This is a genomic window from Mycolicibacterium nivoides, assembly GCF_003855255.1.
Lineage (GTDB): Bacteria > Actinomycetota > Actinomycetes > Mycobacteriales > Mycobacteriaceae > Mycobacterium > Mycobacterium nivoides.
In genome coordinates, this window is the sequence record NZ_CP034072.1 from 5,002,021 (window position 1) to 5,015,793 (window position 13,773).

Below are 13,773 nucleotides of genomic sequence, written 5' to 3' on the forward strand. Positions count from 1 at the left end.
CGACCGCCCTCTATTTTCGGAGCTTTCATTTTGTCTGTCCAAGAGACCCCTGGCACCGCTGTGCCCACATTCGCCGAACTCGGCCTGCCTGCCGAGATCGTCGCGACCCTGGCCTCGAACGGGGTCCAGACCCCGTTCCCGATCCAGGCCGCGACCCTGCCTGATTCACTCAAAGGTCGCGACGTCCTCGGCCGTGGCCGGACCGGCTCCGGCAAGACCTACGCGTTCCTGTTGCCCCTGGTGGCGCGGTTGGCGACCAGCGGCACCCGCCGGGCCCCGAACCGGCCGCGCGCGCTGATCCTGGCGCCCACCCGCGAACTGGTCACCCAGATCGAAGCCTCGCTGGCCCCGTTGGCCGCGGCAACCGGCCTGCGGTCGGTCAACATCTTCGGTGGCGTGGGCGCCAACCCGCAGATCTCCGCGCTGCGGGGCGGCGTGGACATCGTGATCGCCTGCCCCGGCCGGCTCGAAGACCACATGAGGTCCGGCCACGCCGACCTGTCCGCGGTCGAGATCACCGTGCTCGACGAGGCCGACCACATGGCCGACCTCGGCTTCCTGCCCGGCGTGAAGCGACTGCTGGACCGCACCCCGAAAGACTGCCAGCGCCTGCTGTTCTCGGCCACCCTCGATGCCGGGGTCGATGTGCTGGTCAAGCGCTATCTGCACGACCCCGTGGTGCACAGCGTCGATTCGGCGCAGTCCCCGGTGACCGCGATGGTGCACCACGTGCTGCATGTGGACAACGCCGCACGGGTCAACGTGGTCGCCGATCTGGCTGCCGCCCCGGGCCGCACCATCGTCTTCGCTCGCACCAAGCACGGCGCGAAAAACCTGACTCGCCAACTCAATTCGCGCGGCGTGTCAGCAGTTGAGCTGCACGGCAACCTGTCTCAGAATGCTCGCACCCGCAACCTGACCGCGTTCTCCGACGGATCAGCGGCCGTTCTGGTGGCCACCGACATCGCCGCCCGCGGCATCCACGTCGACGACGTCAGCCTCGTGGTACACGCCGACCCGCCGGTCGAGCACAAGGCCTACCTGCACCGGTCCGGGCGCACCGCCCGCGCCGGGAACGAGGGCACCGTGGTGACCCTCATGCACGACGCGCAGGTTTCCGATGTCCGCACCCTGACCAAAAAGGCCGGGGTCAAGCCCACGATCACCCGGGTGAACGGGACCGATCATCCGGTGCTTCGCGAGATCGCCCCCGGAGAGCGCGTTTTCGGTGATCCGATTCGTCCCGAGCCGGTCGCTCAGGCCGCTCCGGCGCCTCGGCGCCAGGGCAACAAGTCCGGGCAGCCGGGCAAGTCGGGCCAGCAGCAACAGCAGCGCCGCCGCCCGAGCGGTTCCTCCCGCAATGGCGGAGCCCCCGCGGCCCGGACCGGGTCCGGCGCCGGCGGACAACAGCGCGGTGGTGGACACCGCCGTCCCCGCCGTTCCAACGACTCCAACTCGAGCCGCTAGATCGGAAGTGTGCGGTCCCGCTCGTCCTCTCCTCCGAACGGGACCGCACCGGCTCTTCCGGGCGCGTCAGACTCCCCACGCGTTGGCAGCACTGCGGTCGGTGGCGGCCACCTCGTCGGCACCGTCGCGCACCGCATTGCCCAGGGAGAACAGGATGTCGTTGAGTGCCGCCGCGGCCTGGTTCCACCGGGCCTGCTCGACGGCATAGGCTTGCGCCGCTTCGCGAGTCCACACCTGCTGCAGAGGCGCGATCTGCGAACGCAATTCGTCGAGGGCGGCGTTGAACCGGCGCGAGGTGGTGTGGATCTCCTGACGGACCGAGTACTCGATCTCGCCGAAGTCGTAGGACAGAACGTGATCCATCGCCGGCCCCGGTCAGATTCCGTCGCCGACGGCGCCGAGCCGCTGCGCGTGGGTGTCGGCAGCGGCGCGCAGGGTGCGCTCGTTGGTCCGGATGGTCTCGGCGATCCGACCCAGTGTGGTGTGCAGGGTCAGCGATTCGCCGTTCCAGCGGTCAACCACATCACGGAACCGCACCGCAGCCACGCCGCCCCATACTGACGGCGGCACACTGCTCATCTTCCCGATGAACGTCTGCAGCATGGCCCGGACGTCGTCGTTGAGGACGTCGATCCGGCCGGCCACGCTCGTCATTACGTCGAAGTCGGTGCCCAACGGCCCCGTCAGTCCTGGTGACATGTCCTCTGGTCCCTCCGGTCTTGTCTTGCGGGATATAACAATTCGACGCAGACCGACCCGCTTTGGTTCCACCCGATTTCAGAACGCTGCGTGCGCTGAGCCGGTGGCGGCCTCACAGGCCACCCGCACCGCCTCCGCTTGCCCCGAGGCACTCTGGCACCCGACCGCGATCCGCACCGCACCATCGACGAACACCGCCCAACGAATTTCCCTCCCGGCGCGTACCTCGCGGTAGCTGACCACCGGACGCGAAGCGACGACCGCGGACGGGTCGAAGTCGACGAAGACCCCGGCGGGCTGCTCCTGCAGAGCCCGCTGCAGGGTGTCCGCGACCGTGCCCTGCGCGACCCCGGATTGCGTCAGATGAATCATCACCTGCGGGTCAGACGGCGAAACCACCTGAACCCGAGCCGATCCCGGCCCGTCGGTGACCCGCCGGACAGACCACCCCGCCGGGATCTGCATGCCGACCCGGCCCTCGACGAGAACCGTCATCGCCGCAGCGTCCGCCGGGCCGCCGTGAGCGGCGAAGGCGATGACGCCCAGCACCGCTGCCAGGGCCGCTGCGGCACCGATCGCCATCCGGCCCGCACGCACGCCGACCTCCCCGGCTGCGGCCGGAACATCCGCGGTACCCGCGGCGACGAGACCGTCGCGCCACGTCCGGAGGTCGGCCCAGGTGACCGTCACGCCGCGACGGCGTAGTCCGGCCGTCACCGCGTTGCCCAACGTCACCGCTCCGGCGACCTCCGCCGGCGCATCCACGACCACCTCGGCCGATGTCCCGGCAATCGCGATCACTGTGCGTACCACCGCCTCCGGGTCCAGATCGTCCTCCGCATGGCGGGCCAATGCGACGCTTCGGGCATCGGAACCCGACACCACGACAATCTCGGCGGCGATCTCCACCACGGCCCAGAACGTACCGGGCAACGCTGCACTCAGGGCCTGAACCCGCTGCATCACAACAACTTCAGCCTCTGAGCGAACCGCGGCGGCCCGCACCCGATCACACTGATCGGCTGTCCACCAGGTCGGGCACACCAGGGTGAGATCCCGAGCCCCGGCACTCGCCGCGGAGAGCACGTCGGCCCACAGCTCCGATACCGCAACCGGTTCGTCATCGACCAGGGCGATCTCGTCGTCGACACTCGCCACTGCCACCGCGGCGAGGTACGAGACCGCTCCGGGTCCGCGCACGGTCACCGGGCCAACCTCGACGACAGCCGGCCTCACCCCGCATCGACCCCGTCGGGCAGCATGACCTGGACCAACTGATCCGGCGCCGAACGGGTGATCAGTGTGCCGCGTCCCGGTGGAAGCCGAACCGGCCGTGCCGATCCCAGCAAGGCACCGTCGTCGGGGTTCGCGCTCATCATCAGGCCCATGCAACCGAGGTCTTTCACTCCTGCCAGGACCGGGTCGAACATCGCCCGCGCCGCACCTCCGGAACGGCGGGCCAGCACCAGGTGCAGTCCGAGGTCACGGGCATGCGGCTGGTAATGCAACAACGGCGAAAGCGGATTCGTCCCGCCGCCGGCCACCAGGTCGTAATCGTCGACCACGACATAGAGTTCCGGTCCGGTCCACCACGAGCGGTCGTGGAGCTGTCGCTGGGTGACCTCGGGCCCGGGCATCCGGTTCCGCAGTGTCTCAAGCACTCTCGGCAGAGCGACGTCCAGCGCCCCGGCAGAGGGCGCGTATCCGGCAAGATGGTCCGATTCGACCGCTCCAAGCAGGGTGCGGCGGAAGTCCACGATGAGCAGTTGCACGCTCGACGGATCGTTCGCCGTCACCAAGTCGCGGCACAGGGTGCGCAGCGCGGTGGACTTGCCGCACCCGTTATCACCGAGGATCACCAGGTCGGGCTGGGCGGCGAAATCGACCAACACCGGCGCGAGTTCGCGTTCGCCAAGACCCAGCAGCACTTCGGTGGCGGGCCGGGCCCGCGGCGTCGGACCCAGCTCGGGCCCGCGCACCCACGTCGGCAACAACCGGACGGCCGGCGCTCGGGCGTCACCGTACTGGGCGCGCAGGGTGTCTCCGATCCGCGTCAGGGACGTGCCGATGCCGGCATCGCTCGGTGTGCCGTCCAACCGGGGTAGCGCGATCAGCAGCTCGCGGCCCTCACGGGTCAGGCCCCGGCCCGGCGCGCTCTGGACGAGCTGCCGGGCGCGTTTGCGGTCCATCTCGGATTCGGCCGGATCGCCGAGCCGCAACTCGATGCGGGTTCCCAACTGGTCCTTGAGCGCCGGACGGAACTCCGCCCACCGCGACGCCGTCACCACGACGTGGACTCCGAGCGAAAGCCCTTGCACTGTAAGCGCGGTGATCGATGGCTCCAGGGAGTCGAGTTCTCCGCGTAACGTCGACCAACCGTCGATGATCAGGAACACATCGCCGAACGGATCATCGAAGTCCCCGCCGTCACGCCGTGTCCGGTATTCAGCCATGGACCCGATGCCGAGGGCGGTGAAACGCGCTTCACGGGCGCTCACCAGAGCATGCAACTCCGCAACGGTGCGCCGGACCAGATCCGTGTCGGCGCGCCCGGCCACCGCACCCACATGTGGCAGCGCCCGCAGTGCATTCAATGTTCCCCCGCCGAAGTCCAGACAATAGATCGCCAGGTCACGGGGATGGTGAGTGGCGGCCAGGGCCACCGCCAATGTCATGGCAGCCGTGGACTTTCCGGACTGGGGACCACCGACGATCGCCACGCTGCCCTCGGCACCGCCCAGCGCCAGCATCAGTCGGTCCCGGCGCTGCTCGAAAGGACGGTCGACCAGACCGATCGCTACCTCCAGTGGCTCCGAATCGGACAACAGCACGTCGCTGAGCGGGACCGCGCGCGGCAGCGGAGGCAGCCACACCTGATGCGCCGGTGTCCCATGGCCGGCCAACCGGTCGACAACCTGCTGCAGCACCGTGATCGTTACCGGTGCCGCAGGGCGAGGATCGATCTCCGCCCAGGTCCCGGTGAATCGCCGCGGCCGCAACGACCCCTGCGGTACGTACGACGGCGGTTCGGGTACCTCGCTTGCGGCCGAGACGAACGCGGTCTGGAACCTGATGATCTCGCCGGACGGTGTCTTGAGAAAGGCCGCCCCCGGGGTGTTGGGCAACTCGTACGCATCGGCGACACCGAGCACCGATCGGGATTCGTTGGGCGAGAAGGTCTTGAGGCACACCCGGTACGCCAGGTGGCTGTCCAGCCCACGAAGTCTGCCCTCGTCGAGGCGCTGGCTGGCCAACAGCAGATGTATCCCCAGCGAGCGCCCGAGCCGTCCGATCGCTACGAACAACTCGGCGAAATCCGGGTGCTGCTGGAGAAGTTCGGAAAACTCATCCACCACGATAAGCAGCGCGGGTAATGCGGGCAGGTCCGTACGCCGCCGGTATTCGGCGATGTTGGACAGATTTCCGGCCGCCCGAAGCAGCTCCTGGCGGCGGGTCATCTCCCCGGCCAGCGCATCGGCCATCCGGGTCACCAGAAACTCCTCCTCGGCCAGATTGGTGATCAGCGCGCTGATGTGGCGGGCCCTCTGCAGGCCGAGAAACGTTGCACCGCCTTTGAAATCCACGAGGACCAGATTCAGCTCCTCGGGTGAATGCGTGGAGATCAGCCCCAGCACCAACGTACGCAGGAACTCCGATTTCCCCGACCCGGTGGCTCCGACACAGAGCCCGTGTGGGCCCATACCGTCATGCGCGGCTTCCTTGAGGTCGAGGTGTAGCGGATCACCATCCGCACACCGGCCGACCGGAACCCGAAGCAACCGCTGAGGATCCGATATCGACCAGTTGTTCGGCGGTTCGATGGCGGCCGGATCGTCGATACCGATCAGCGCCGGCCAACCGGAATCATCGGGTACCGGCACGCACCGGTACCGCGCGAGCCTCCGCGCACATGTGATGGCCTGCTCCTGGCTCATCTGATCGGGCTGTACCGGAGCGGCGCCGCATTGCACCACGTCCGCACCCAGGTCCAGATGCAGATCGGAGCGGGCGATGGCGGCAGCATCGGCTGGACCGACGACGCTCACCAGCGTGACACCCGTACCGGGCGCCGGTGTCGCTGCCGACGCGGTGGCGGAGTCGACGATGACGACGGTGTGCAGCGGGGGCGCCGCGGCAGGCAGGTCGGCAAGTGTGCTCAGCCGCAGCGCAGTGGCCGCGGCGCGACTGTCGGGATACCAATGATGGGCGAGCCATTTCAACCACTCCCAGCCCGCCGTCGTCGATCCGTCGACCACGGCGGCGATGCGGACGTGTCGCGGGCTGTGGGCCATGGCCAGTTGGCAGACCATGGCCCGCAGCAGGGCCCGGGCTGAGGCGCGCGACCCGCTCACGGTCACGTGGGCGAGCCCGCACAGGTTCACCGTCACCGGGGCATCAATGATCATCGACCGACGCCGGATCAGTTGCGCCAGAGCCGATGCCGTCACCGGATCTGAATCGCGCCCCAGATCGGTACCCCCGGCGACCAGCCGGGTGGACAGCGGTCGGTCCCCCACCCCGATCCGCACCTCACAGAACTCAAGGTCACCGGGCCGGCGCTGCCACATCCGCTCGCCACCCGCCAACGTCCACAAGCGTCCCGGAGCGGGGTGACCCGCATGCAGCGCCAGCCACTGTGAGTGGGCGGTTTCTCCGACCGCGGTGTCGATCCCGTCCAGGTACCGCAGGTACTCACAGCGGTCCCGGTGCAGCTGTGGAGCCCGGCCGTTGCCCCTGAAGCTGTAGGCGGCCGTGCCGATCGCCGACACCGCCATCATGATCGGGAACATCATGGACGCCGGGCCCCGCGAGGCAAACGTGCCCGAGGTGGCGTACACCGCGATCATGCCCGCCATCGCAACCACGAGCACCAGCGGCAACAGCCTGGTCAACGGGCTGACCGGAGTGTGTCGAGGCAGTGCGGGCGGCGCATCGATCACCACCTCCCCGGTCGGCGGTTCCGCTGTGGGGAGCGCGCGGGTAGTGGTCGGGGTGCGGATGGGTTCCATCGACGTTTGGACGCGCGCCGGGCCCATCGGGTTCCCTTTCCGCTCCGAAATTTTGGTGCGCGGGGGTGCATGCCGGGTCGGTTAACGTGACAGGCATCGGCGTCTACCGGGGGGGTGATGCGATGCCGGATTCGTTGCGCCACGTATCGATTCACTGCGGGTCTCCGGCCGAAGCCGGAAACGCTGCCACGGTCGACCTGTCCCTGCCCGCTGCGATGACTGTCGGCGAACTGCTGCCATGGATCGTCGATGCACTCGGCGCCGGGGACGGCACACCACGCCGATGGCAGCTGGCACACCTCGGCGGCCGCCGCCTGGATGATGCAGCCTCCTTGGTGCAGAACGATATTCAAGACGGCGATCTGCTGGTGTTGGCCGGCTACTGCGAACAGCCCTCACCCGAGCGGGCGCCGATGGGCGCGCTGACCTTCAGCTCGACCGATGACCGCATCCCCGTCGGACTGCGCGCCGCCGCCTGCTTGTTGGCCTGCGCGCTGGGACTCCTGGCGTTGATGTGGGCCGGGCTCGGCACCGAGGGATTGGATCGTCTCGCCGCCACGGCGGTGGTGACTGTCACCGTGATGGCCATCGCGGTGTCGGCACCGCGCCTGGGTCTGAGTTCGGCCGTGATCGCGACGCTCAACGTCGCGGCGGTGGCGTCCGTTGCGGTTCTGGGATTTCTCGTGGTTCCGGGCGGGCCCGCGCCGGCGAACTTCTTTCTGGCCACGACGGCCGCGGGCTCGGTGGGTGCGGTCCTGATCCGGGCATCCGGTGACAGCAGACAGATCCTGCTCGCGGTCGTGACGGTCGCCGGGTTGCTTGCCCTGCCCACGGGCTTGGCAACGCTGTGGCCGTTGGCCACACCGGCATGGGGTGCGATGGTAGGCGCACTCGGGCTGGGCCTGCTGCCATTTGCCCCACGCTTGTCCATCGCGCTCGCCGGCCTGACGCCTCCGGTGCCGGGGTACCCCGATACGGAGGATGAGGCGCCGGCGGAAGAAGCATCGGACGCCGACGCACGTGCCCTCCACGGGCATCGGAACCTCGTCAGCCTGGTAGCCGGATGTTCGGCCGCGGCGGCACTGGGCACCACGATCCTCGCCCTCACCGGTGCTCAACGGGTCACCGCCGTCGAGGTGGTGTTCGCCGCGGTCGTGGGCGTGGCCCTGCTGCTGCGCTCACGCACCTACGCGTCCGGACACTGCCGCACAGCTACGGTGGTCTGCGGATTTCTCTCGCTCACTGCGGCTTTCGCCCTGATGGTGGCATGGGATCCGACGCGGGGCAGTTGGGCGGGCATCCTGGCCGTGAGCGCCGGCATGGCCGCGCTCTGGCCGGTCACGGTCCAAAGTCCAATGGCAGAGCGGCTCGCCGACGCCGTCGAGTACAGCGCGCTGGCAGCGGTGGTGCCGTTGGCATGTTGGCTCGCCGACGTTTTCGATCTCGTCCGCGACCTGGGATTGCGGTGAAACGCTCGGGCCGGTTGACCGCGGCGTTGGTCGCCGGGTTTCCGCTGCTGTCCGTCGCGCCGGCCGCTGCGGTGGTACCGCCCGCGGTCGATGCCACCCTGCTGCCGCGACCCGCTCCGCCGGCGCCCGTCATACCCACCGAGCAGCGCCGGCCTTGCTACCAATCCGCGGTCGGCCTCACCGGCACAGCGGACAACCCATTGAGTCTGGACGCTGTGTGGCCGCTTACTCGTGGCGAGGGCCAGAAGATCGCCGTGATCGATACCGGAGTCGCCCGGCATCGATTGCTGCCGCGCCTGATCGGCGGCGGCGACTATGTGTCCCGCGGTGACGGCACCGCGGATTGCGATGGTCACGGCACGATCGTCGCCGGAATCGCCGCCGCCGCACCGAGCGCCGGCTTCAGCGGTGTTGCCCCCGATGCCGCCATCCTGTCAATCCGGCAGTCGAGCAACAAGTTCGCCGCAGATGGTGAGGCCACCGGTGTCGGAGACGTCGACACCCTCGCCATGGCGGTCCGCACCGCGGCCGATCTCGGCGCGACCGTCATCAACATCTCGTCTCCTGCCTGCGTACCCGCCACCGAAGCACCCGATGACCGCGCCCTCGGCGCTGCGCTGAGCTACGCCGTCGACGTGCGCAACGTCGTGGTGGTCGTCGCGGCGGGCAACGTCGGCGCGGGCTGCACCCAACAAGACGGTCCGGTCGGGCTGCCCGGCGAACCTGACTGGAACAACGTGCGCTCGGTGTCCAGCCCGGCCTGGTACGACGACCTGGTGTTGTGCGTCGGATCGGTCGGGTCCGGCGGCACCGCGTCGGTTTTCAGCCTGGCCGGTCCATGGGTGGATGTGGCCGCCCCCGGCGAAAACCTCGTGTCGCTGCATCCCGACGGCGAACAGTTGATCCGCACGATCGGACGGGAAGCCCCGATTTCAGGGACCAGTTACGCCGCGCCGGTCGTCGCCGGGGTCGCCGCATTGGTGCGTTCCCGATTCCCTCAGTTGAGCGCACGAGAGGTGATGCGCCGCATCGAGGACACCGCACGCACGCCGGCCGACGGCTGGAATCCGTACGTGGGGCACGGCATGGTCGACGCCCTGGCCGCGGTCAGTGACAGCACAACGCCGCCCGCATCCGCACCGACCGCTCCGGTTTCGGTGGCACCGACTGTCCCGGTGCCCATCGATCCCCTGCCGCGGCGCATCGCCTTCGGCGGCGCGGCCATTTGTGTAGCCGCGACGGTCCTGACCGCATTGATTCTGGCGGCCAACCGGTTACGCCGGCGCCGCCCGGATGCCGGACACGGTGTCACGAACGACTGATGCCGCGTCACGGTTGAGTTCGGGGCCGCGCGGCAGCATGGCCAGCATCGGCCACGGCGCGGGGACAGCGCTGGTGCCCAGACCGAGTTGTTCGGCGGTCTCCCCGTCGCGGATCCCGAACAGCACACCGAGATCGTTCAACAGGTACCGCGGTCCACCGGCGGCCGCCCCGCGGATGACGCTGCCGGCCTCAAGCAACACGCTGCGGCCCGCCGGGATCTGCGTACGATCGATGTTCGGCCCCTCGCCATCAGCCTGTGCGAGCTGCATGCTGCCACCCGGCAGCGAGTCAGCCATGGCCACAGTCGTATTCGTGTCGGGTCCAGGCCGCCTCGGATCCCAGCGGGCGCACACCACCGCTCTTCCACGAGGCAGCACCCGCTCCGGAAACCGGGCCACAGCGAGTCCGGCGGCGACCGGCACGTCGGCCACCACGTCGGCGGGAACGACGGGCGGTTCGTCGTGTGGCTGCGCCACGCCGAAGCGGATGACATCGGCCGCCACCCGGTCGATGCGCTGCAGCCCGTCGGCGAGCACCACGTAGAACTCGGCGGGACCGGCACGCACCACGCGGATCACGGTGCCCACCGTGATTCCTCCCAGCCCGGCCGGTCCGGGAGTGCCCACTCCCGGGATCGTGGGCGCCTGCAGGGCAGGAGCCTCGGGTACGGAGTCGAGAAGGGCTTGCGAAACCGGCTGAGCGGAAACACCTTCCAGGTGCAACGCCCGCACGACGGCGATGTCGCGAAGATCCACCCGCGCCCGCCACCCGTCGGCAAGCAGGTAGGTCGATCCTCCCACCGCGCGTGCTGAGACCAACAGGGCCTGACCGCTGAGCAGTGGCGAGATCTCGGGGCCGGCCCGGCCCGCTACCAGCACGGTCTCGGTGGGTTCGGCGACATCGCAGGTCGCCCAACCTGACTCGTCCAGGTTCAGCGGCCGGTCGATTTGAGTGGGAGCGCCCGGTATCCCGACCAGCGGTCCGCGGCGGAACTTCGCGATCACAGCATCGTCGACCACGACCGGATTCGCCGGTGCGCCGACGATGAGCCGGGCCGAAGCGAGGTTGAGCACGGGATGCACGGTGTCGCCGATGCGCACGTACAGCGCGCCGGTGTCACGCGTCATCAGGATCGGCGCGTCGCCGGGCGCCGAGCCCGGACGCACCAGTGCGAGCGCCGCGCACACCCCGATCGCGACGGCCGCCAGTACGCACCCCGCACCGTAGGCCACCGCTTGTGCGCGCAATGGATCGTCGAGCATGCGGGCGTCACCGCGAACCAGCGCATGAGCCATGCGCCGCAGCAGGAATCGATGTCCGCTGAGCTGTAATCGAGTGGCCGATCGCCGTACCATATGTCCCCCGTGCGCAACCCTAACCCGGCCGGGGACAGCGTGATTACGCCGATTCAGTCCTCGCGCTGGCGTTGACGGTAGGCCGCGACATGCTGGCGGTTGCCGCAGTTGCCGGTGTCGCAGAAGATCCGCGAGCGGTTACGCGACAGGTCGGTCAGCACCGCCTCACAGTCCGGGGCCGCGCAGATCTTGAGACGCCGCAGTTCGCCGCCGCGGATCAGGTCCGCCAGCGCCATCGCCATCTCGGCGCCCATGCGCTGCGCCAGCGGGTCGTCGACCGAGGCCAGGTGCAGGTGCCATTCGGGCATCTCCTTGTGCCGCGTCAGCCACGGTGCCGCCTTGGTGTCGCTGAGCAGGGCGTTGACCCGACGGACCGTCTCCTCCTCGTCGTCGGCCACGGCCCAGATCTCCCCGACGCGCCTGCGCAGCGCGCGCACGGCCTCCAGTTCGGCATCGTCGCGGTCACGCCGGCCGGTCCAGCCGAAGTCATCCAGGTAGGCGTTCAGGTCGGCCTGGTCAGACAGTTGTTCGCCTTCTACCCGATCGGTGTTCACCAACACCATCGCTGCCCGGAGTGTGAGCTCCGTGTCATAGGTAAAAAGCATTTGACTCATGACCCCCTGTCGCCGTAAGTTCTACCCTACTGTCATTACCATAGTCGATTTTACTCATGACATGCCCCAGGGGAGGTGTTCCGATGACTGCCGAAGCCCAGCTCGACCGCACGACCGCCGATAACCACTTCCGGCTCGGCCTCTTGTTCGCCGTCAGCTCCGCGCTCGCCTTCGGCTCGTCGGGCCCGTTCGCCAAAGCCTTGATGGAATCCGGCTGGAGTCCCACCGCCGCCGTCACGGCCCGGCTCGCCGGCGGCGCGCTCATGATGGCCGCGTTCGCCAGCGTCGTCCGGCCCGGCTGGATCCGCGAGGTGCTCGGCCACGCCAAGACCGTCGTCGGCTACGGCCTGATCCCCATCGCCGGCGCGCAACTCTGCTACTACAACGCCGTCGCACACCTTTCGGTCGGCGTGGCCCTGCTTTTGGAGTACACCGCGCCGATCCTGGTCGTCGGCTGGGTCTGGGCCACCACCCGGCACCGCCCCAGCGCCATGACGTTCGGCGGCGTGGGTGTCGCCATCGCCGGCATCGTCCTGGTGCTCGACGTGTTCAGCGGCGCCCAGATCAACCTCGCCGGCGTGACCTGGGGCCTGGCCGCTGCGGTGTGTGCCGCCTGCTACTTCATGATGTCCAACAAGGCCAGCGCCGACGGCGACGGCCTCAGCCCGATCAGCCTGGCAGCCGGCGGTCTGATCGTCGGCACCGCTGCCGTGGCGCTCCTCGGCGTCACCGGCGTGATGCCGCTGATCTTCACCACCAACCCCGTCACCATCGCCGGGCACACCACTGCGTGGTTGGTGCCGGTGATCGCACTGGGCCTGATCCCCACCGCCCTGGCCTACACCCTCGGCATCGTCGGGATCGCCAAACTCAAGCCGCGCTTCGCCTCCCTGGTCGGGCTCTCGGAGGTACTGTTCGCCGTCCTCATCGCCTGGATCATGCTCGGTGAGGCCATGTCGGTGAGCCAGGCGATCGGCGGCGCAGTGGTCCTGGTGGGTCTGGCCGTGGCCCGCCAGGGTGACCGCAGCGAGCAGGCGAACCCTGAGACAGCCACTCAGATCGAGCTTGCGACCTGGCCCGATATGGCGCTGCAGGAGACGTCCGAACGCACAATCGATTAGCCGCGGCTAAGCATTTTGTGTGACTATGTCCCCCGTGAGTCTCCTCCGGAAGTCGGCCCGGGCGGCCGCGATCGTCTCAACCCTGGTCAGCGCAGCTTTCCCGCTGGCGCTCGCCGCACCCGCCGCGGCGGCGCCGTGCTCCGACATCGAGGTCATCTTCGCCCGCGGCACCAACGATCTCCCAGATCTGGGACGTCCCGGGCAGGCCTTCGCCGACGCGCTGCGTTCCCAGGTCGGCGGCCGCACAGTGTCCACGTACGGGGTGAACTATCCCGCCAGCTATGACTTCCTGGCCGCAGCCGACGGCGCCAACGACGCCGCCAACCGCATCGCCACGCTGGCGTCCTCCTGCCCGTCCACGCGGGTCGTGCTCGGTGGCTACTCACAGGGCGCCGCGGTCGTGGACATGCTGGCCGGCATCCCCCCGCTCGGCAACAAGGTCGGAGAAGTCGGATCGGCACCGCCCCTGGCCGGCGAGCTGGTCCCCCAGGTCGCCGCTGCGGTCGTCTTCGGAAACCCCTCGGCCAAATTCGGGATCCCACTCACCTCGTCGATCTTCGGCGGCAAAGCGATCGACCTCTGCAAGGACGGGGACCCGATCTGCTCGCGTGGCCGGAACCCGTTCGCGCACAGCGATTATGTGACGTCAGGCATGGCAGATCAGGCCGCCAACTTCGTCGCGGGAATCGTCTAGTCAACAACTGACGTTAGGATTT

At 68.8% G+C, this 13,773-nt stretch carries 11 protein-coding genes; 5 read left to right on the forward strand and 6 right to left on the reverse strand.

Annotated elements, in window-relative coordinates; all coding sequences use genetic code 11:
* Positions 1-60: 60 nt before the first annotated feature.
* Positions 61-1,467 carry a DEAD/DEAH box helicase gene (locus EH231_RS24385; protein ID WP_090424704.1) on the forward strand — a complete coding sequence of 469 codons (1,407 nt, stop codon included), beginning with the start codon at positions 61-63 and terminating at the stop codon, positions 1,465-1,467.
* A 66-nt stretch (positions 1,468-1,533) separates the two neighbouring features.
* On the opposite strand, the gene EH231_RS24390 is transcribed toward EH231_RS24385, so the two are convergent.
* The 4 genes from EH231_RS24390 to eccCa all read right to left on the reverse strand — a co-directional run bounded on the left by EH231_RS24390 (position 1,534) and on the right by eccCa (position 7,175).
* Positions 1,534-1,830: a WXG100 family type VII secretion target gene (locus EH231_RS24390; protein WP_090424703.1), complete on the reverse strand. Its 297-nt coding sequence runs from the start codon at positions 1,828-1,830 to the stop codon at positions 1,534-1,536.
* Between the two features lie 12 nt (positions 1,831-1,842).
* Complete coding sequence (locus tag EH231_RS24395; protein ID WP_164481003.1) at positions 1,843-2,166, reverse strand: WXG100 family type VII secretion target; 324 nt, start codon at positions 2,164-2,166, stop codon at positions 1,843-1,845.
* Positions 2,167-2,244: 78 nt separating this feature from the next.
* A complete protein-coding gene (locus EH231_RS24400; RefSeq protein WP_241177799.1) occupies positions 2,245-3,372 on the reverse strand; it encodes a type VII secretion-associated protein in 1,128 nt (375 codons plus the stop codon).
* 26 nt (positions 3,373-3,398) lie between these two features.
* Positions 3,399-7,175, reverse strand: a complete 3,777-nt coding sequence (gene eccCa, locus EH231_RS24405) for a type VII secretion protein EccCa (protein WP_124714365.1) — start codon at positions 7,173-7,175, stop codon at positions 3,399-3,401.
* Between the two features lie 122 nt (positions 7,176-7,297).
* Here eccCa and eccD point away from each other — a divergent pair, with 122 nt between their 5' ends.
* Both eccD and mycP read left to right on the forward strand, forming a co-directional pair.
* Entirely contained in the window at positions 7,298-8,644 is a 1,347-nt protein-coding gene (gene eccD / locus EH231_RS24410) for a type VII secretion integral membrane protein EccD (RefSeq protein ID WP_124713489.1), read from the forward strand.
* Positions 8,593-9,966, forward strand: coding sequence for a type VII secretion-associated serine protease mycosin (mycP, locus tag EH231_RS24415; RefSeq protein WP_124713490.1), 1,374 nt, complete (start codon positions 8,593-8,595; stop codon positions 9,964-9,966). Before eccD ends, mycP begins: the two co-directional genes overlap by 52 nt.
* Here the strand turns inward: mycP and eccB are convergent.
* Together eccB and EH231_RS24425 are read right to left on the reverse strand one after the other, a co-directional pair.
* The gene (gene eccB / locus EH231_RS24420; RefSeq protein WP_124713491.1) at positions 9,919-11,322 is read right to left on the reverse strand and encodes a type VII secretion protein EccB; all 1,404 of its coding nucleotides are present in this window, start codon (positions 11,320-11,322) and stop codon (positions 9,919-9,921) included. The genes mycP and eccB overlap by 48 nt on opposite strands.
* A gap of 53 nt (positions 11,323-11,375) precedes the next feature.
* Complete coding sequence (locus EH231_RS24425) at positions 11,376-11,927, reverse strand: CGNR zinc finger domain-containing protein (RefSeq protein ID WP_044519240.1); 552 nt, start codon at positions 11,925-11,927, stop codon at positions 11,376-11,378.
* A 92-nt stretch (positions 11,928-12,019) separates the two neighbouring features.
* On the opposite strand from EH231_RS24425, the gene EH231_RS24430 reads away from it, so the two are divergent.
* On the forward strand, positions 12,020-13,057 hold the full coding sequence (locus tag EH231_RS24430; protein WP_090424697.1) for an EamA family transporter: 1,038 nt from the start codon (positions 12,020-12,022) through the stop codon (positions 13,055-13,057).
* A 25-nt stretch (positions 13,058-13,082) separates the two neighbouring features.
* The gene (locus tag EH231_RS24435; RefSeq protein ID WP_164481247.1) at positions 13,083-13,751 is read left to right on the forward strand and encodes a cutinase family protein; all 669 of its coding nucleotides are present in this window, start codon (positions 13,083-13,085) and stop codon (positions 13,749-13,751) included.
* Positions 13,752-13,773 lie beyond the last annotated feature (22 nt).

Excerpts from the sequence above, each read along its gene's own strand:
- EH231_RS24390 (WP_090424703.1), bottom strand. The coding sequence starts at position 1,830 with ATGGATCACGTTCTGTCCTACGACTTCGGCGAGATCGAGTACTCGGTC.
- EH231_RS24395 (WP_164481003.1), bottom strand. The coding sequence starts at position 2,166 with ATGTCACCAGGACTGACGGGGCCGTTGGGCACCGACTTCGACGTAATG.
- eccCa (WP_124714365.1), bottom strand. The coding sequence starts at position 7,175 with ATGGAACCCATCCGCACCCCGACCACTACCCGCGCGCTCCCCACAGCG.
- eccD (WP_124713489.1), top strand. The coding sequence starts at position 7,298 with ATGCCGGATTCGTTGCGCCACGTATCGATTCACTGCGGGTCTCCGGCC.
- mycP (WP_124713490.1), top strand. The coding sequence starts at position 8,593 with ATGTTGGCTCGCCGACGTTTTCGATCTCGTCCGCGACCTGGGATTGCG.
- eccB (WP_124713491.1), bottom strand. The coding sequence starts at position 11,322 with ATGGTACGGCGATCGGCCACTCGATTACAGCTCAGCGGACATCGATTC.
- EH231_RS24425 (WP_044519240.1), bottom strand. The coding sequence starts at position 11,927 with ATGCTTTTTACCTATGACACGGAGCTCACACTCCGGGCAGCGATGGTG.
- EH231_RS24430 (WP_090424697.1), top strand. The coding sequence starts at position 12,020 with ATGACTGCCGAAGCCCAGCTCGACCGCACGACCGCCGATAACCACTTC.
- EH231_RS24435 (WP_164481247.1), top strand. The coding sequence starts at position 13,083 with ATGTCCCCCGTGAGTCTCCTCCGGAAGTCGGCCCGGGCGGCCGCGATC.